The organism is Fibrobacter sp., assembly GCA_017503015.1.
GTDB lineage: Bacteria > Fibrobacterota > Fibrobacteria > Fibrobacterales > Fibrobacteraceae > Fibrobacter.
The window spans coordinates 58,204-76,113 of record JAFVTX010000050.1 but is presented as its reverse complement, the minus strand read 5'-3'; the positions used below and the strand labels follow the sequence as shown (position 1 = coordinate 76,113).

At 52.7% G+C, this 17,910-nt stretch carries 17 protein-coding genes, 2 tRNA genes and 1 pseudogene; 13 read left to right on the top strand and 7 right to left on the bottom strand.

Annotated elements, in window-relative coordinates; genetic code table 11:
• Both IKB43_09380 and IKB43_09375 read right to left on the bottom strand, forming a co-directional pair.
• Window positions 1-834: a tRNA threonylcarbamoyladenosine dehydratase gene (locus IKB43_09380; protein MBR2470337.1), complete on the bottom strand. Its 834-nt coding sequence runs from the start codon at window positions 832-834 to the stop codon at window positions 1-3.
• Between the two features lie 11 nt (window positions 835-845).
• Window positions 846-2,069, bottom strand: a complete 1,224-nt coding sequence (locus tag IKB43_09375; GenBank protein MBR2470336.1) for a cysteine desulfurase — start codon at window positions 2,067-2,069, stop codon at window positions 846-848.
• A gap of 123 nt (window positions 2,070-2,192) precedes the next feature.
• On the opposite strand from IKB43_09375, the gene IKB43_09370 reads away from it, so the two are divergent.
• The gene (locus IKB43_09370) at window positions 2,193-3,578 is read left to right on the top strand and encodes a hypothetical protein (GenBank protein MBR2470335.1); all 1,386 of its coding nucleotides are present in this window, start codon (window positions 2,193-2,195) and stop codon (window positions 3,576-3,578) included.
• 139 nt (window positions 3,579-3,717) lie between these two features.
• A complete protein-coding gene (gene genX, locus IKB43_09365) occupies window positions 3,718-4,668 on the top strand; it encodes an EF-P lysine aminoacylase GenX (protein ID MBR2470334.1) in 951 nt (316 codons plus the stop codon).
• 61 nt (window positions 4,669-4,729) lie between these two features.
• Here the strand turns inward: genX and IKB43_09360 are convergent, their stop codons facing one another.
• Complete coding sequence (locus tag IKB43_09360; GenBank protein ID MBR2470333.1) at window positions 4,730-5,245, bottom strand: TlpA family protein disulfide reductase; 516 nt, start codon at window positions 5,243-5,245, stop codon at window positions 4,730-4,732.
• 51 nt (window positions 5,246-5,296) lie between these two features.
• On the opposite strand from IKB43_09360, the gene IKB43_09355 reads away from it, so the two are divergent.
• From IKB43_09355 to IKB43_09345, 3 genes are all read left to right on the top strand, one after another.
• Window positions 5,297-6,364 (top strand): type IV pilus twitching motility protein PilT, encoded by a 1,068-nt coding sequence (locus IKB43_09355; protein ID MBR2470332.1) that lies wholly within the window; start codon window positions 5,297-5,299, stop codon window positions 6,362-6,364.
• Window positions 6,365-6,367: 3 nt separating this feature from the next.
• Complete coding sequence (locus tag IKB43_09350) at window positions 6,368-7,576, top strand: type II secretion system F family protein (protein ID MBR2470331.1); 1,209 nt, start codon at window positions 6,368-6,370, stop codon at window positions 7,574-7,576.
• A 175-nt stretch (window positions 7,577-7,751) separates the two neighbouring features.
• Window positions 7,752-8,696 (top strand): family 16 glycosylhydrolase, encoded by a 945-nt coding sequence (locus IKB43_09345; protein MBR2470330.1) that lies wholly within the window; start codon window positions 7,752-7,754, stop codon window positions 8,694-8,696.
• A 105-nt stretch (window positions 8,697-8,801) separates the two neighbouring features.
• Here IKB43_09345 and IKB43_09340 read toward each other — a convergent pair whose 3' ends face one another.
• Both IKB43_09340 and IKB43_09335 read right to left on the bottom strand, forming a co-directional pair.
• Window positions 8,802-10,268 (bottom strand): insulinase family protein, encoded by a 1,467-nt coding sequence (locus IKB43_09340; protein MBR2470329.1) that lies wholly within the window; start codon window positions 10,266-10,268, stop codon window positions 8,802-8,804.
• A gap of 102 nt (window positions 10,269-10,370) precedes the next feature.
• Window positions 10,371-10,443: transfer RNA gene (locus IKB43_09335), tRNA-Glu, on the bottom strand.
• Between the two features lie 78 nt (window positions 10,444-10,521).
• Here IKB43_09335 and IKB43_09330 point away from each other — a divergent pair.
• The 5 genes from IKB43_09330 to rpmB are packed head-to-tail and all read left to right on the top strand — an operon-like array spanning window position 10,522 to window position 15,055.
• Entirely contained in the window at window positions 10,522-12,090 is a 1,569-nt protein-coding gene (locus IKB43_09330; GenBank protein ID MBR2470328.1) for an ABC transporter ATP-binding protein, read from the top strand.
• Between the two features lie 22 nt (window positions 12,091-12,112).
• Window positions 12,113-12,640, top strand: a complete 528-nt coding sequence (locus IKB43_09325; GenBank protein ID MBR2470327.1) for an ABC transporter permease — start codon at window positions 12,113-12,115, stop codon at window positions 12,638-12,640.
• On the top strand, window positions 12,641-13,828 hold the full coding sequence (locus IKB43_09320) for a 3-deoxy-D-manno-octulosonic acid transferase (protein MBR2470326.1): 1,188 nt from the start codon (window positions 12,641-12,643) through the stop codon (window positions 13,826-13,828).
• Between the two features lie 4 nt (window positions 13,829-13,832).
• Complete coding sequence (gene ispH / locus IKB43_09315; GenBank protein ID MBR2470325.1) at window positions 13,833-14,777, top strand: 4-hydroxy-3-methylbut-2-enyl diphosphate reductase; 945 nt, start codon at window positions 13,833-13,835, stop codon at window positions 14,775-14,777.
• A gap of 56 nt (window positions 14,778-14,833) precedes the next feature.
• The gene (gene rpmB, locus IKB43_09310; protein ID MBR2470324.1) at window positions 14,834-15,055 is read left to right on the top strand and encodes a 50S ribosomal protein L28; all 222 of its coding nucleotides are present in this window, start codon (window positions 14,834-14,836) and stop codon (window positions 15,053-15,055) included.
• 153 nt (window positions 15,056-15,208) lie between these two features.
• Here rpmB and IKB43_09305 read toward each other — a convergent pair whose 3' ends face one another.
• Together IKB43_09305 and IKB43_09300 are read right to left on the bottom strand one after the other, a co-directional pair.
• Entirely contained in the window at window positions 15,209-15,856 is a 648-nt protein-coding gene (locus IKB43_09305; protein ID MBR2470323.1) for a 3'-5' exonuclease, read from the bottom strand.
• The gene (locus IKB43_09300) at window positions 15,853-16,386 is read right to left on the bottom strand and encodes a DUF374 domain-containing protein (GenBank protein MBR2470322.1); all 534 of its coding nucleotides are present in this window, start codon (window positions 16,384-16,386) and stop codon (window positions 15,853-15,855) included. The genes IKB43_09305 and IKB43_09300 overlap by 4 nt, the downstream gene beginning before the upstream one ends.
• A 74-nt stretch (window positions 16,387-16,460) precedes the next feature.
• Between IKB43_09300 and IKB43_09295 the strand changes: the two genes are divergently transcribed.
• The 3 genes and pseudogenes from IKB43_09295 (at window position 16,461) to IKB43_09285 (ending at window position 17,906) form a co-directional block, all read left to right on the top strand.
• A tRNA-Cys gene (locus IKB43_09295) sits at window positions 16,461-16,533 on the top strand.
• 182 nt (window positions 16,534-16,715) lie between these two features.
• Window positions 16,716-17,378: a DNA alkylation repair protein gene (locus IKB43_09290; GenBank protein ID MBR2470321.1), complete on the top strand. Its 663-nt coding sequence runs from the start codon at window positions 16,716-16,718 to the stop codon at window positions 17,376-17,378.
• Between the two features lie 102 nt (window positions 17,379-17,480).
• Window positions 17,481-17,906 (top strand): annotated as a pseudogene (locus tag IKB43_09285) (hypothetical protein).
• Window positions 17,907-17,910 lie beyond the last annotated feature (4 nt).

The following is a 17,910-nucleotide window of genomic DNA, read 5'->3' as shown; positions in this document are numbered from 1 at the left end:
TTACTCCGCGCTAGCCAATGCCTTCTTGTAGATGTCCTGCATCACGAGGCCCGCAATCATGAATCCAAAAATAGCGGTGGAGTGTGCCATGGTGCCGTTGATTTGCGCCTTACTGCTGCACCATTCGTGATCGACCAGGCTTGCGTTCTGGAGTTCGGCTTCGCTCCTTTCGTGGCGCACCTTGGGGCACATGCAGGCGTCCGTTCCGCAAGAAGAATTCTTGCCGCGGTTTTTCAGGAGTTCGTCGCTGTAGACGCACAGCACTTTTTTCTTGAGCGCCATTTTCTTTTTCTTGAACTTGTCGCGCAGGGCGCGGGCGAGCGGGCAACCGGCAACCTTCCAAAATTCGGCGACCTTGATTCGCGTGGGGTCCATCTTGAGGGCTGCGCCCATCGAAGAGAAGACTGTGGCCTTGGTGCGTGTGGCGTGCCACAACAGCTGCATCTTGTTTTCGAGGCTATCGATGGCATCGATGATGTAGTCGAAGGTGTCCAGCTGGAATTTGTCCGTATTCGCTTCTTCATAGATGTCCTGCAACGCGACAATGTTGGCGTGCGGGTTGATTTCGAGCAGGCGGTTCTTGAGGACTTCGACCTTGACTTGGCCTACGGTCTTTGTGGTGGCCATCAGTTGACGGTTCACGTTGGTGACGCACACGCGGTCGGAATCGACAAGCACGAGTTCCTTGATGCCGGAACGCACCAGGCTTTCGGCGCACCAGCTGCCCACACCGCCGAGACCGAAGATGATGACGCGCTTCTGGTAGATGTCGCCCATCACGTCGTCCCCGAGCAGGAGCGATGTGCGGTTAAAGATGCCTTTCTCGATTCCCATACGAGTCCCGGTTAACCGAAGAGTCGGAGAACTCGCTTGATGCCTGCGACAAAGCGGTCGATGTCGCGCTTCAGGGTGTACGCGCCGAAGCTCAAACGAAGCGTGGCGTCGACGCCGAAGCGGTCCATCACAGGTTGGGCGCAGTGGTGCCCGCTGCGAACTGCCACGTTTTCTTCGTCGAGAATCATGGCGGCGTCGCTGACGGCGATGCCATCCAGCGTGATGCTGATGAGGGCACCCCGTTCCTTCGGGTTCCCGAAAATTTTCACCTGCGGAATTTGCGCAAGCTGTTCCAGCGCATACTGCGTAATTTCTTCTTCGTGCTTGCGGATGTTCTCGATGCCGACTTCATTAATCCATTCAATGGCCTTGCCGAGCCCGATGACTTCGGCGATCATAGGCGTGCCTGCCTCGAAACGTGCGGGAACATCGGCGTAAGTCGTTTTTTCAAAAGTCACGTTCTTGATCATCTCGCCACCGCCGTGCCAGGGAGGCATGCTATCCAAAACTTCGTACTTGCCGTAGAGCACACCCACGCCGGTGGGACCATACATCTTGTGTCCACTGAAGGCGAGAAAGTCGCAGTCCAGCTTTTGCACGTCAATCTTGATGTGGCTGGAACTCTGGGCGGCATCAATCAGAATCTTTGCCTGCGGGGCGAGGCCCCGAACGGTCGCGATAATTTCTGCAATGGGGTTCACTGTGCCGACGGAATTGCTCACGTGCGCTACTGCCACCATCTTGGTGCGCACATTCAAAAGTCCGGGAAGTGCCGCCAAATCCAAATCGCCGTTGTCCAAAACGGGAATCACCTTGATCTTGGCGCCCTTCATTTCGGCAACCAGCTGCCAGCTCACGATGTTGGCGTGGTGCTCCAGACCGCTAATCAGAATCTCGTCGCCCGCCTCGAAGAACTTGCGACCGTAACTCCACGCCACCAGATTGATGCTTTCGGTGGTGCCGCGGGTGAACACGATTTCGTCTTCGGTCTTGGCGTTAATAAATTTTGCGACATTCTTGCGGGTGGCTTCGAATGCTTCGGTGGTGCGGGCGCTCAGGCGGTATACGCCGCGCTTTACGGAACTGTAGTGCTTGCGGTAAAAGTCGTCCATCGCGTCGATGACGCATGCGGGCTTTTGCGTGGTGGCCGTGCTGTCCAAGAAGGCGAGGGGCTTTGCATCCTTATCGCCTGCGACAAGCATCGGAAATTCGCTACGGATTTTTTCGGCATCAATCATGGGCCCAAATATAGAAAACAGAGCTGGTATAATTAATAGTTCTGAGTTACTAGTTACTAGTTACTAGCATCATCAGGGTGGAACTTTTATATATTTACACCGCAAAAAAAGAGGGTTACAATGAAAATTCTTAGAGGCTTGTTAAGTGTAGGAGTTCTTGCCCTGGGCGTTACAACTGCTTTTGCCCAAGAGGCATTTCGCGAAGCGATAGACAACCAGGATATCGCCACCGCTAAAAAAATGGTAAAGAACAACGAAATAGAAGAAATCTATTGCGGCAAGTTGAATGCCAATGACGCCGTAGCCGTCTTCGAGAAAATTTTCAAGTCCATGCCCGACGAATCCTTTGCCCAGTGCCCGTCGCAGTTTGCCTACGGCTACGGAGCAAAAGTCTGCGCCAACGCCAAGACGATAAATGCCTGTAGCGAAGTGGTAAGCTACCTGCTCATGGACGGAACCGCCGGAAACGCTAACGCCCTGGAGGCTTTGGACAAGGTGGTCAAGGCAGCCCTCAAGACCAAAGCCTTTGCCAAGCCCGTCAAGGAACAGGTGGACACCACCACATGGGTGGCCTGCCCCAAGAAAGGCAAGGACAAGGAATTCTGCAAGTTGCAATGCGAGACCCAGGCTGATTCCCTGAATGACGAAGCCCGCAAGCAGACCTGCGCCACCAAGCCCGAACATTTCATCGAAACCACCATTACCGTCACCAAGCCCTCTCCCCTCTACGAAAAAATCCGCACGGGCCTTACGGAAGGTTACTGGAAATCCCCCATGACCGTAGCGGAAAATTTTTCCAAATTGATTCAGGCAAACGCAAAGGCCCTTTCTATTGCAGACTCGACTATCCCAAACATTGCCTACGTGAATCGTTGGGCCGACAAGCACAAGGCCGATTCTACGGAACTGCCCGGTGGCGAACTGTTCCGGTTCTGCACCGCTTGGCAACCGGCGGTAGATTCCATCTTGGCTTCGAAAGAATTTGAAACCCGCTGCCCCGTATTCGAGTACTTTACAGACAACCGCGACGGACAGACCTACAAGGTCAAGGAAATCAACGGCACAAAGTGGTTCGTGCAGAACCTGAACTTTGCCATGGAAGAAGGTTCCATGTGCTATGACCGCGAAGACGACAACTGCAAGGTCTATGGACGCCTCTACACCCAAGAAGCCGCCCAAAAGGCCTGCCCCGAAGGAACTAGACTTTCTACGGACGAAGACTGGAAAATGCTAGAGATTTACGCCGGTGGTGCCAACACCGCCGCAGAACGCCTCCGCAGTAACGGAAGCGACAACTACGCCTTTACCGCCCTGTTCGGAGGCTACGCCAACAAGAACAACATCTCGGTCATCGTCGGCGAAGGCGCCTATTTCTGGACAAACCAGGATGGCGGCGACGGCCGAGGCGTAGCACGCTCCATGTTCAGCACAGATAAAGAAGTTTCAAACATTTCTGTAGATAAGAAATTCTCCCTGTCGGTCCGCTGCGTGGTGAATAATGAGTAATGAGTTGTGAGTAGTGAGTTCTTATAATCGCGCCTTCGGCGCCTAATCGACAACTAATTTCACATTACACACTTTACATAAAACTTCCTGTTTCTATCAGCCCTAACACCTATCCCCTAGATCCTAACCCCTTCCCACCATGTTCTCTCCCACCTGCAACCGTGAAACCTGGATAAAGCGTCAAGACCTGATGCGTAAGGTTCGTGCTTTCTTCGAAGCTCGCGGGGTTTTGGAAGTGGAAACGCCGGTGCTGTCCAACGCTTGCGGCACCGACCCGCAGCTGGATTACTTCGAGATTGAATCGCCCCACCGTTTCATGATGACCAGTCCAGAATTCCACATGAAACGCCTACTCTCGGCAGGGTTCGGCGACATCTTCCAGATTACCAAGTCCTTTCGTAAGGACGAATTCGGCGCACACCACAACAACGAATTCAGCATGGTGGAATGGTACCGTGTGGGCATGCCCCAGGAGCAGCTGATGGACGAGGTGGAAGCCCTGGTCTCGGAGATTCTCGGGAAACCCCTCAACGCCCGCCGCACCCGCTGGATTGATGCCTTCAGGAATTACGCCGGCGTGGACCCCCTTACCGCCACCGACGGAGACTTCGTCGCAGCCTGCAGGTCCAAAGACATTCCCCTCCCAGCCGCCTCTACAGACATGTCCCGGGAAGACTGGTGGGACTACCTGATGGTCTTTGCCGTAGAACCGGCGTTAGCAAAGAACGGTCCGGAGTTCATTCTGGATTACCCCCAGTCCCAGGCGGCTCTCGCCCAGACCTACGTTGGCGAAGACGGCCACACCTGGGCTCGCCGGTTTGAACTGTTTGTGGATCAGGTGGAACTTTGCAACGGCTATACGGAACTGACCGATGCCAAGGAACAGCGCAGGCGTTTCGAGGCCGACCTTGAAATCCGTCGTAGGATGAACAAACCTTTGCCAACCATAGACGAAAACTTCTTGCAGGCGCTGGAATCGGGGATGCCCGCCTGCTCCGGCGTGGCGCTGGGCCTGGACCGGCTCTTTATGCTGGCCCTGAACAAGGCAGAAATCAAAGACGTGATTCTTTTCCCCAGCCCGATTGCGTAAGACGATTATTCCGGAATGAGGACAACACCTCTTGTGATCATCACTCCTCGAGCCTCGCACCTCACACCCCTAATAACTTCTCGATCCGCCGTCGTAGCTCCGACTCGCTTGCGTCACCCACGAACACCTTGTCAATATTGTCCTCTTTATCTACCAGGTAGCTTACGGGAATGACTCCCGGATTCCCGAGAGCGTTCATGGCGTCGTAGTTCCAGTGGACCACGGTCCAGGGCATTTCCTTAGCCTTCTTGAACCGAGCCATGGTCTTGAGGTTATCGTCTTCGTCTATCATCAGGATTTTTAGTCCCCTAGGGCCATATTCCCGATGGAATTTCTGAAGCATGGGAATTTCCATGAGGCAACCAGGACACCAGCTGGCACTCAAAACGATAAGGGTCATCTCTCCTTTCTCCCTTGCGTAATCCGTCCGGCTACCATCGGCCTTCAAAGCCTCAAAGTTCACTACCGTCTTGGGGATTTCCCGAAAAGACCGTTCCAGGGCAACAGTACGGTACAAGTAGATTCCCCCAAGCAAAACAAGGGGAATCAAAGCCCATTTTAGTGTAGAAATACGCATTATGCTGTAGAATTTATGAAATTTCGCTCCTTTTTAGTTATATTCTTGAATATGGCATACAATATTCAAGAACTTCTTTCTGAAATGGTCAAACGCGGAGCCTCCGACTTGCATATCACGGCAGGTTCCCCTCCCCTACTCCGTATCTCCGGCAAACTCACCCCTATCGGGGCCGACAAGCTGAAACCGGACGAGACCATGCGCATGACCTACAGTCTCATGAACGAGATGCAGAAGAAGACCTTCGAACAGCAGAAGGAATGTGACTTCTCTTTCGGTATTGCAAACCTCGCCCGTTTCCGTGCCAATGCTTACCTGCAGCGCGGCTGCGTGGCCATCGCCCTCCGTATTATCCCCCTTGATATCCGCACATTCAAGGAACTGGGTCTCCCGAAAATCCTGGCCGAATTCACCACCCGTCCTTCGGGTCTGGTACTGGTGACCGGTGCTACTGGTTCCGGTAAGTCCACCACCCTTGCTGCCATGATTGACAAGATCAACAAGGAACGTCACGACCACATTCTCACCGTAGAAGACCCTATCGAATTCTTGCACAAGCACCAGGGTTGCATGGTGAACCAGCGCGAAGTGGGCAGCGACACCAACAGTTTCTCCCAGGCACTGAAGATGGCCCTCCGTCAGGACCCCGACGTGGTGCTCATCGGCGAAATGCGTGATCTTGAAACCATCCGTGCCGCCCTTACCATTGCCGAAACGGGCCACTTGGCCTTCGCAACACTCCACACCAACTCCTGCGTGCAAACCATCAACCGTATCGTGGACGCTTTTCCCAAAGGCGAGCAGCAAACGGTGCGCACCCAGCTGTCTTTTGTGCTCCAGGGCGTGATATGCCAGACATTGGTTCCCCGCATCGGTGGCGGACGCGTCATGGCCTACGAAATAATGAACGTGACCCCCGGTATCCGTTCCCTAATTCGCGAAGACAAGGTACACCAGATTGAATCCATGATTGAAATCGGCCAGAAGTTCGGCATGAACACCATGAACATGTGTCTCTGCGAACTGGTAAAGAACCGCAAGGTGGACCGTTTCGAAGCCCTTTCCCGTTCCCCAAGCCCCGACCAGCTGGAACAGCTGTTCGTGAAGGAAGGTGTGTAACCTATGGCAGAATTCCTATACAAAGCCCAAAATACCCAGGGCAATGTTTTCCAAGGGACTCTTGAGGCTAAGGACAAAGCCGAAGCCGAGTCCATGCTCATGCGTCGCAGACTGGTGATTACCAGTCTAAAAAAGAAGCCCGCCGAAATTAAAATCAAAATCGGATCTGGAATCAAGCACGCCGACATCGCTAGGTTCACTCGAATGTTCTCATCCATGAGTTCGGCAGGCCTTCCTATGCTGCAGTGCTTAACTATACTAGAAGAGCAATGCGACAATCCTGAATTAAAAAACGTGATACACAAGGTCACCCAGTCTATCAACGGCGGTTCCTCTTTGGCAGACGCTTTAGCCCAGCACCCAAAGGTGTTCGGTCCCTTGTACACCAACATGGTGGCTGCGGGCGAAGCCGGCGGTATCTTGGACGGCATTCTCGCCCGTCTAGCCGAAACTCTTGAAAACCAGGAACGCCTGAAGCGCAAGGTGAAAAAAGCTTTGACTTACCCGGTGATGCTCATCATCGTCGGCATTTTAGTGGTGATAGCCCTTATGACATTCGTGGTGCCGACTTTTGCCGAGCAATTTGAATCATTGGGAGCAGAACTGCCTGGGCCAACCCTGGTGGTAATGGGCATATCCGATTTCATACGGAACAACATTGCATTTATGATTATCGGCTTGATCATCTTTATTGTCGGATTCAAATTGGCCATGAGGGTTCCAAGTATCAAGTTTGCTTGGGACGGCTTTATGTTGAAGGTACCTAAACTGGGAGACCTCCAAATCAAATCCACAACGGCAAGCTTTGCCCGCACCCTGGGAACCCTTTTGAACGCCGGTGTGTCCATTATGGATTCCTTGAAGGTGGTGGCCTCCACCGTAAGCAACAAGGTAGTGGAAAAGTCTATCAACAAGATTTCCATCGGTATTGCAGGCGGTAAATCCATTGCAGAGCCAATGACTGAAGTTGGTATTTTCCCGCCTATGGTTATACAAATGACTGGCGTGGGTGAAAAGACCGGTAACCTGGGAGGCATGCTTTTGAAACTTGCCGACTTCTATGACGAAGAAGTGGATGCCGCCGTGGATGCCGTGGTGGGCATGATGGAACCATTGATCATCGTATTCTTAGGTGGTGCCGTCGGTGGCCTGCTGGTTGCCATGTATATGCCGATGTTCAGCATGGGCGATGCCGTTAGTAACGCATCTTAATCGATCCAAAAACAACTCTGCATCTCATTTCCCAGACGATTTTATTTCAATAAAATCGTCTGGGATGTTGTCCTTTCAAAAAAAAACAATCGATACAGTTTCGTAAAAACAACATTCAGAGTGCTAACCAGGGTCTTGAAACGATTGTATATTATGGAAAAAGAGAGGTAATCCCATGAAAACGAAATTCATTCTTCCAATTATTGCGCTAGGCCTGTTTGCCGCATGCTCCGACGATAGCAGCAGTGGTAATCCCACAGAACCAGGTGCCGATCCGACCGTGGAATCCTCCGCATCGGAAGAAACACCCAGTTCCGATTCCACTCCACTCGAACCCTTCCGCAAAGAAGTGGAAAATACAATTCCAAACAACACCGCCACCGAAGTCGAAGACTTCGCCGACTACAAGTATTACGGTGCAGAACTCACCGGCAAAGATCAGTTCACCTACGGGCGCTTCGAGGCCCGCATGAAGATGGTTTCCATCTCCGGTTCCGTAAGTTCCATGTTCCTCTACTACGATCCGTCTTATCTGCTTGGTAGCGAACCGTGGAACGAAATCGACATCGAAGTCCTCGGAACCAACCCGGGAATGTGGCAGTCCAACTTGATTACCCGTCTGCCGGACGAAGACAAGAAGAACCCCAAAATCACCTCGGAATACAAGACCGGTTTCGGATTCAATTCTACCGAAGACTTCCACCTGTTCGCCTTCGTGTGGACTCCCGAATATATTTCCTGGGAAATAGACAGCGTAGAAATCCGTCGTGATGTCATTGGCATGGATAAAGGCCAAGTGGAATTCATGACCCTCCAGCAATCCCTCCGTTTCAACCTGTGGGCTTCTAAAAGCGCCGCCTGGACAGGAAAATTCACAGGCGCTGAACTGGCCGATGGTCCCGTAGCGCAAGAGATTGACTATGTCCGCGTATACAGTTACGACACAGAAACAAAGACTTTCACCAAGTCCTGGCAAGACGATTTCGACGGTGACGCACTTGATACAAAGCACTGGAGCAAGGGCAACTGGGAAATGGAAAATGTCATGCTCTCGGCCAACAACATCGTAGTTGAAGACGGCAAGTGCAAACTGCTGATTTCACGAGTCAAAAAAGAATAACGCACAAAATTTTGCTCCTCCAAAAGTTCCCCGAGCACGCAAGTGCTCGGGGTTTTGCTTTTCAGAAATGCGGCAGGGACCTGTCGTTCCTGCAAAAAGGATGCGTTACTTTTTCAGCAAGAATCCCGAAACGGATTTTTCCCGAACAAAGGTCTTCTGGGCAATTTCCTGAACGTCGGCGGCGGTAACCTTCGAAAGTTCATCGGCCCAGTTCAAGAAAATATTGTAGTCCCCGTACATTTCGTACCAGGCGAGCATTGTGGCCACGTTCTCCATGTCCGTCAGACTACGGACCAGGGCCGCATAGGAATGGTTCTTGACCTTTTCAAAGTCGCGGGCACTCAGAGGCTCGGTCTTCAGTTTTTCCAGTTCTTCCCAGACAATCTGCTCCACCTTGGCTTCGTCTGCATCGGGGCGCAGGTTCACATGAACCCCGAATTCGGAAACGTACTTGTTGGGGCTGTTACTGGAGCGGATACCGACAGCCAGCTTTTCCTGCTCCACCAGGCGTCTGTAAAGCCTGCCGGAACGACCGTTCAGTACACCTTCGATAATGTCGAGAGCATAAAGGCTCTTGTCGCCCACTTCTGCCGTCTTGAAAACCAGGTCGTACATGTTGGGAGCGTCGGGGCGCTTGACCACCAAACGCTTTTCTCCGGCCTGTTCCGGATCACGGATGGTGAGAGGCGGGAACGCCTCCCCTGCAGGGATATTCGAGAAATACTTCTTCACCATTTCCATGGTAGCCGTCGTGTCCAAATCCCCCGCCAGCACGAGAATGGCGTTACGGGGCTTGTAATACTTGCGGTAGTGTTCCGCCGCCATTTCCCGAGTCAAGTTGTCAATGTCACTAGGCCAGCCGATGGTGGGCACTCGGTAAGGAAACGCCTCGTAAATCATAGAGTTCAACGTCTCGATGTAGCGACCCGCAGGCTTGTCGTCGTAACGCATACGACGTTCTTCGCGAACCACGGAACGCTCCGAATAGAACTCCCGCAGTACGGCGTTCTGCATACGGTCCGCTTCCAGCCACATGAACAGTTCGATTTTGTCCTTGGGGAGCGTCACGATGTAAGCCGTCATCAGGTCAGAGGTGAAGGCGTTGAGTCCTGTGCCGCCTGCAGCCTGGTAGGCGCTCCACAGTTCATCCTTCACGAAAATCTTGCGGTGTTCGTTCACCACGGAATCGTGTTCCGCCGTGAGCTTCTTGACCGCAGCAGTGTCGGCCGTCATTTTCGCCGAGCGAATCAAGGCCTGCAGAGAATCCTGTACCGCCATGAACCGGGCATCGGCAACGCTGTCGGTAATGCCCACCTTGTTCGTGCCCTTGAAAAGCTCGTGCTCCAACATGTGGGCAAGTCCGGACTTGCCCGGAACTTCGTGGACGGACCCCGTCACATAAAAGAGCCTGCAGCTCACCGTAGGAGCTTGAGAGTTCGGGTGCAACAGGACCGTAAGGCCGTTATCCAACACTTCCTTGTGGACCGGCATATTCACTGCGGCATGAGCTGCCCCTGCCACAAAGGCCAAGGCGAGCAAGCTGCGTAAAAAAATCTTGTGGGAGAAAATCATGATGGGAATTATAGAATTTTTATCAAAACCATCATTGAACAAAAAAAGGAACCAACCCACTAGGTATAAAAAAAAGACCAACCTAACGGCTGATCTTTTTTATACCCCCAAGCGGTTTCGAACCGCTGTTGCGGGAATGAAAATCCCGAGTCCTGGGCCACTAGACGATAGGGGCATCAAGTAAGGCCAAATATAGGAAACTTTATTTCTTTGTAAAGGGTGGGGGGCTAAATTTTTTACATTTTCGACGAAGATGTTGAAAAAGTGGCTCAAAAAATCCCTTTTGAAAGGCATTTTGCGGTTCCTGCCGCTGGCCATTGCCTCCAGTGCCGCCGATGGCGCCCTGCTGTGGGGCATCCGCTCCTTCATGGATTTACTTTCCCAGGAATCCACCTTTACCTTGACCGAATGGGTGACCCTGATGGTCCTATTGACGGCACTCCGTCTTGTTTTTCTCTTCGCCAAGGTCCGGCAGAACGAGACCTGGATATTCTCCATCAGTTCCACCTTGCGGAGCTGGTTTATCCGAAAACTCCGAAACCTCTCCCCCCGATTTTTCCACAATCGAGACGGCAACACCCAGACAGAAATGGCCTTTGACGCCATCCATACCGTCCAAAGTAACGGAAACGTCTTTTTCCAGGCGACCCAGGCCATTTTGCAGCTCCTCGTTTTCATTCCCGTACTGCTCTATATTTCCTGGCCCCTGACCCTATTCCTTTTCTTGATTATCGTGCCCCTGGTAGCTCTCCTCCAGCGCAAAATCCACCGCATGGGTCCCGAAGAAGAATCCCTGTTGTTTGAAAAGTCTAAATTCCGGAACAACTTCGACATGACCAGGCGACTGTTCCGCTCCTGGAGCGCCCCTCAAGAAAGGGCTGCTCTTTCGGCTACACTCCAGGGCGACTCCCGAAACCTCAGCGAACATACAAGGCGCTTTTCTATACGCAAGAACGGCCTTTCCCTGGTAATGGAATCCGTCTCGGTTCTGTCCATGGTGCTCGTCCTCGCTTTCTGCGCCATCCTTATTGCACAGGGATGGATGGACAGCAAAGGGCTCATCCTGTTCTGTTCCGCCGTACTCCTGAGCTACAAGCCGGTCAAGGAATGTTCCCGTGCCCTGCCGGAATTTCGCGCTCTGGCAAGCGCCTGCGCCTACCTTTTCAAGTTCGAGACCATCCCCGAAAAAGCACCCGCACCCTCTGCCAGAGGAGACAATCTTACCGTTTGTCAGGGAGATTTTTCGTACAAAGGTCTTGACGGCGAAAGTTCCGAAACCCAGGTCTATCGAAACCTCAATCTCAGTTGGAACACAAAACAGCCTGTGCTCCTGAAAGGGCAAAACGGTTCCGGCAAGACTACGCTACTACGGCTCATCGCCCATCTGGAAGAATGGAGTCAAGGCGAAATGAGCCTCCCCGAAAGCGCAAGTCCCGACGGAATTTTCCTCATGTCCCAGGATTTGGAGCTCCCGCCGAAACACCTCCTGAAAAAGAGGCTGGAACGAGACCCTTCTTCCCTTTTGCACGACTTCATAGAGGCCTCCCGAATCCAGAAGTTGCTTTCCAAGGAGTCCCTCTCCGGAGGAGAGCGGGCCAAGGTGGCCCTGCTGTGGGCGTTAGCCTCCCCTTCCAAGATTTTACTGCTGGACGAACCTCTGGCGGGCATCGCCCTGAACGACCGCGCTCCTATCCTGGAAAGGCTTCTGGAAGCCTGCGAAAAACTGGGCAAGTGGCTCCTGATTTCTAGCCACGACCGCCTTCCCGAAACATTAGAAAGTAAGTTCCTGCTGGTGGACCTGGACCATGAAAAGTCTCTATAGGTGGAGAGGTTATATTCTGGGCGTGCTAGGTCTCGGACTTATCGTCGTGCCCCCATCCCCTCTAAAATATGGGCCCACCATAGTAGCGGCAATCCTCCTTGCCGTAGGCATCCTGCTCCGGATTTTTGCAAGGCGCACCATCGGCGAACACACCCGCGGAAACACCCACGCTGCCCCCACCCTAGTCACCACCGGAGCTTACTCCCTGATGCGGCACCCGCTCTACGTTTCCAACAGTTTCATCGCCAGCGCAGCCATCATTTTTCACCTTGGTTTTGACCTTTGGACCATTCCTTTTTTTGCCACCCTTTTCGCCCTAGAATTCGCCCTATCGAAGGCAGAAGACCAGTTCCTGAAAACCACCTTTCAAGAAAAATGGATAGAATGGAGTGCAAAAACCTGGGCGTTTTTTCCAAATCCACGAAATTTTGTGGCAACCGCGCAACCTAGAACTTTTTTCCAAACCCTACGGGCGGATTTTTCTACCTGGCTATGGGTCATTTTGTTAATTTTCCTGTTGTACAGTAGAAAAGTTTTCTTTGGAGCGTAGATGTTCAACGCATTCAGCATAGTCCGCGAAGTGGCAGGAATTGTGGCTGGCGCCACCGCAAAGGTCCCCGCCATCGAAAACCGGTTCCATATTTCAGAAAGGCTGGACGGCGACTGGCCCGAAGGTCCGTTCCTCTGGCTACATGGTGCAAGCCTCGGCGAATGCCGGATGCTCCTCTCCCTCGCCGGATTCCTGCAGCAGGACCTGCCCAACTGCCCAAAGATTCTCATCACGACGCAGAAGCCAGAAGTTGTCCATTTCCTAAAGAATTCGGGCAAGGACATCGAAGCCGCCCTGGCCCCCGCCGACACGCCCTCCTCCCTGGCGAAGTTCATCTCCAAGGTAAAGCCTATCGGTCTTATCCTGGGAGAAAACGAACTCTGGCCGGGCTACCTCTCCGCCATGCGGCGGCTTTCGCTGAAGCCTTCCGTAGCCATCGTTTCCGGCAGGTTCCACAGGGCGCTGCCCTTCCTGGATTACAGTTCCGTAGGGTTCGCCGCCATGCAGACCGGAGCCGATTCAAACCGAATCCAGTCTGCCTTCGACGGAACCTGTCCTGCAAAGGCCTTTATCGGCGGGGACTGGAAACTGCTCTCTTGGGCCAAGTCCGGCAAAGAAATCACCGCCCCCGAGAACCCCACCGTAGATACGGCATTCCTGTCCATGCACTTTGCCGAATGGGCAAGCCTCAGCCGCATGATCCTTTCTTCCATCAAGCACCAGGAATCCGTAGTGCTTGTTCCCCGCAGGCTCGAAGAGGTGGAAACCTTCCGCAAGGCTCTTCTGGAACAGGAACTGATTGTAACGGAGTGGCCCCTGGTTCAAAAGGGCGCCGTCGCCCTGGTCACCAAGTTCGGGCTTGTCCCGGAAATCTTGAAGATGTCAAAGTCTGCCGTAGTGGGAGGCTCCTTCAGCCTGACCCTCGGGGTCCACGACTTCTGGGAACCTCTCCAGAACGGCGTGGCCACCTGCGTCGGTCCTTACTCCAGAGGGCAAAGGGAAACCGTCTGCACCCTGGTCCGCGAAGGAGTGCTGACTCAGCTCCAGACCACCGCAGGCTTTGCCGACCGGAACAAAGCCGACATCCGGATGGTCCAGTCCTTCTTGGAACGGGAACGGCTGAAAATTACGGAATCATACCAGAAACTTGTAGATTTTTTGAAAGACCTGCTCAAGGCACAAGGCTAAAAACATGAAGAAACTGATTCTTGCCACCCCTCGCGGATTCTGCGCCGGTGTTGACCGGGCCATCCACGTGGTGGAAAAGGCCCTGGAAAAATTCGGCTCCCCAATCTACGTGCGACACGAGATAGTCCACAACCGCTACGTTGTTGAAACCCTAAAATCCAAGGGGGTCATCTTCGTTGATGAGGTAGACGAAGTTCCCGAAGGTTCCGTAGTCATCTTTTCGGCCCACGGAGTGGCGGACCACATCTACCAGGACGCCGAAAACAGACATCTGAAGGTGGTGGACGCCACCTGCCCCCTGGTCCGCAAGGTCCATTTCAGCGCCAAGCGCCATTTTAACGCCGGGCGCCACATTATCCTGATCGGGCATGCCGGACACGCCGAGGTGGAAGGCACCCTGGGGCAGCTCCCTGAAGGCGCCATCACCCTCATCCGGAACGAAGAAGACATCGAAAAGCTCTCTTTCCACGACGGCAAGGAAATCGCCTACATCACCCAGACCACCCTCTCCGTAGCCGAGACCCGCAAGATTATCGCCAAGCTGAAAGAAAAATTTCCGAACATCATCGGGCCCGAAGCCGGAGACCTGTGCTACGCCACCGGAAACCGTCAGGCCGCCGTTTTGGACCTGTGTTCCCAGGTGGAACTGCTCCTGGTGGTAGGGGCAAAGAACTCCTCCAATTCTTCCCGACTCATGGAACTGGGGCTGGAACAGGGCATCAAGAGCCACCTGATCGAGTCCGTCCACGACCTGGACCCGGAATGGTTCCAGGGGGTGGAGACCGTAGGGCTTTCCAGTGGTGCCAGTGCCCCCGAAATCCTTGTCCAGGAGGTCGTGGACTGGATAAAGGCGAAATTCACCCCCGTAGAGGTGGAAAATTTCGTCAAATTGGTGGAATCTACCAAATTTAACCTGCCAAAGGAACTTCAAGACGCACCCCAGTCTTGACAATTCATCCACATTTAACTAAAATTGGTGTCCGTAAAAAACAACGGAGTTTTATTATGAGCCGTATTTGTGAAGTCACCGGAAAAGCCGGCCTCGTGGGCAACATGGTTTCCCACTCCAACCGTAAGAAGTTGATGAAGCAGCTTCCCAACCTCCAGAAGAAGCGCTTCTATATCCCCGAAGAAGATCGTTGGGTTACCCTCCGCGTGAGCGCTGCCGGTCTCCGCACTATCAGCAAGTGCGGTATCCAGGCTGTTGCCCAGGAACTCGGCATCTAATTCTCGCCAAACAAAACTGAAAAGCCGCCAAAGTCCTCTTTGGCGGTATTTTGTGTATTGTTTAGAGACTAGGGGCTAGGATTTAGGGGTTTGGGAGGCACGAGGTGCGAGGCTCGGGGTTAGGATAGCCGACCTCAAACCTCATAGTCCTAATCACTTATTAATAAACTGCGGAGTGCCCTTGTACTTGGCCATGTTGGCCATGATATTCCCCAGTTCCCAGTCCTTTTCCTTGAACCGGCGGCGGAGGATGGCCACGAAAACTTCCATAAGCATCTCGCAGTCGTAGACGGCGCGGTGCATCTTTTCGGAATCAATGCTCATGGCAATCTCGTTACGTCGCTTGAACAAGTTCGCCATGTACCCCAGCTTATGGTTTTCCAGCTCCGGCAGGATTGTTCTTGAAACAACAAGACTGTCAATCACCGGATTCCCCGGTACCAACTGGGGATTCTTGGCGTATGCCACCCGCAAAAAACTGGCATCGAAGTTTGCATTGTGGGCAATCAAGATAGAACCCTGACCACAGAATGCCGTAAAGCCCTTGAGGCACTCGCCTACAGGAGGCGCGTTCTCCACATCCTTGTCATAGATGTGGTTCACGTTGGAAGCCTCGGCAGGGATCAGCATGTTGGGCTTTACGAAGGTTTCAAACTCGGAAAGCAGCTTGGGCACCACCTTGCCGTTCTTGGTTTCTACAGTGAATTTTACGGCACCGATTTCAATGATTTCGTCTTTCTTGTTATCAAGGCCCGTCGTTTCCAAGTCAAAAGCCACGAATTTTGGAGCTAAAGCAATCACGGTACATTTTCCTCTTGTTTATGACAAAAATACTTAATTCTCACGACAATTGTTGACATAGGCAAGGGAATTATAAACCTGTCCCAAGTATGCAAGGTGAAATGCCGGCCGTACTGCACCTGGATTTCCCACAACGGCCGTCCCGATTTCCTTGACAGCCAAAGGGATCCAGGCTTTACAATCCCTGCTGGGCCGTGCGGGCCGTCCAGAGCCATGCCTGCAAACTGTCCCGACTTTAAAGATTCCAGCAGGTGACGCACGTTGAGGGCCCCGTGGCTGTCAGACCCCCTTGTGACAACATACCCTAGTCGTTTGGCGGTAGCGCTAAAGAAATCCCCATCCTTGGACTGGGAAACAAAAGCGTGGACCCCCATGTCCTTGAAAGCGGCGCAGCTGGCAAGCAGATCCCTGTGCCAAGTTCCAAGAATGCCCGGACCGAACTCCTCGGGGGTCTCCAGGCGAACCCTGAGACTCCTTAGCCAGAGGCTCACCAAAAAAGAGCCCATTTTCGCCTTGAATCCGTCAAACATGGCCTAAAAATTAGTTTTTTTAGCCCTTTGCCCTTGGAAAAAGGGGTTTCATTACCTATATTAGGCCTCACATTGGCGACGTACCCAAGTTGGTAAGGGGCGGCTCTGCAAAAGCCTTATTCATCAGTTCGAGTCTGATCGTTGCCTCTCGAGACCTCCGCAAGGGGGTCTTTTTTTGTGGGCCGTGCAAAAGCGTTCCCTTTTTTCCGTTGTCAAGGGTGTTTTTTGTCTTTTTTTCGCAAAATTTTTCAAAATTCCAAAAAAAAGTTAAAAAAAATGCTTGTCAAGACCTAGAAAAAAAATTTTTTTAGGACTATTTTTGAGTTCAAATGTTACGATTCACTCAAGATATCCTTCTGGCACTGCGTTCCATCGCCAACGAAGAAGAATCTCACGAAATGTCCAAAAAGGCCCGTGAGCAATTCGACTTCCTCGGAGTGAAACTGGTCCCCCGTCGGGAAGTGACATACCCCATATTCGACAAGAACCCTCCCAAGAACGATGCGGAGCTGGTGAGCCGGATAGAGGACATGTGGGCTCAGCCCTATCGGGAAATCCAGTACGCCGCCTGCGACTACCTGTTCAGGCACAAGGGCATGCTAGGAGGGCAGCACCTCAACTTTTTAAAGAAACTGATTAAGACCCGCGCCTGGAAAGACACGGTGGACACTATCGCCGCCTGCATCCTAGGAGACCTGGCCCTGCGCTTGCCTGCGCTCCACGCCAAGATCGCCTCCTGGATTCGGGACCCGAACATCTGGGTTCGCCGTAGCGCCATTATCTTCCAGATCCAGTACAAGGACCGCACCGACTGGCCCCTGCTCCGGCAGTTCTGCCTTACCTGCGCCAAGGATGACGAATACTACATCCGTAACGGCATCGGCAAGGCCCTGTCCGAATACGCCAGGATAAACCCCACCGAAGTGCGCCGCTTTGTACAAGACAACAGTTTCGCCGAACAGACCACCCAAGAAATCTTGCGGATGATTTAAAAACTGCCAAAAATGCGTTGACGGGAAGCACAAATTTCCGTCAAACGCCTTTTTTCGCCAAATCCGGTTCTTTTTTCGGAAAATTCATTTTATATTGTAGGTATGGAATTCAAGGTTCCACACATTTTTGCCGTTTTATTTGTGGCGTCGGCTCTCTGGGCTCAGGACTTGTCCAAGCCCGTAAGTGACGTGCAAATTTTCCGCCCGGAAAAGCGTGAATCCAACATCCAGCTGGTGGATTCCAGCAAGGCCAACACGGTACTTCTCAACGTGGACATTTTCGGTAGTCTAGATGTAGGGTCTTACTATATCTTGTGGGACATGGTAGACCTTTCCGAAGACATCAAGAAGCTGATGACCACCAGGGATTTCGCCCGTGACGAATTCTTTATGCAGAACATCGACCGCGAGCAGTTCGAATAGGAACGCATACTGCAGCTGTTCGAAGACCGCAAGCGGGAATTCTTCGCCATCTTCCCCGAAGAAGCCCTGAAGGAACTGCAGGAGCAGCAAGAGGACGAGGAGTGATTCG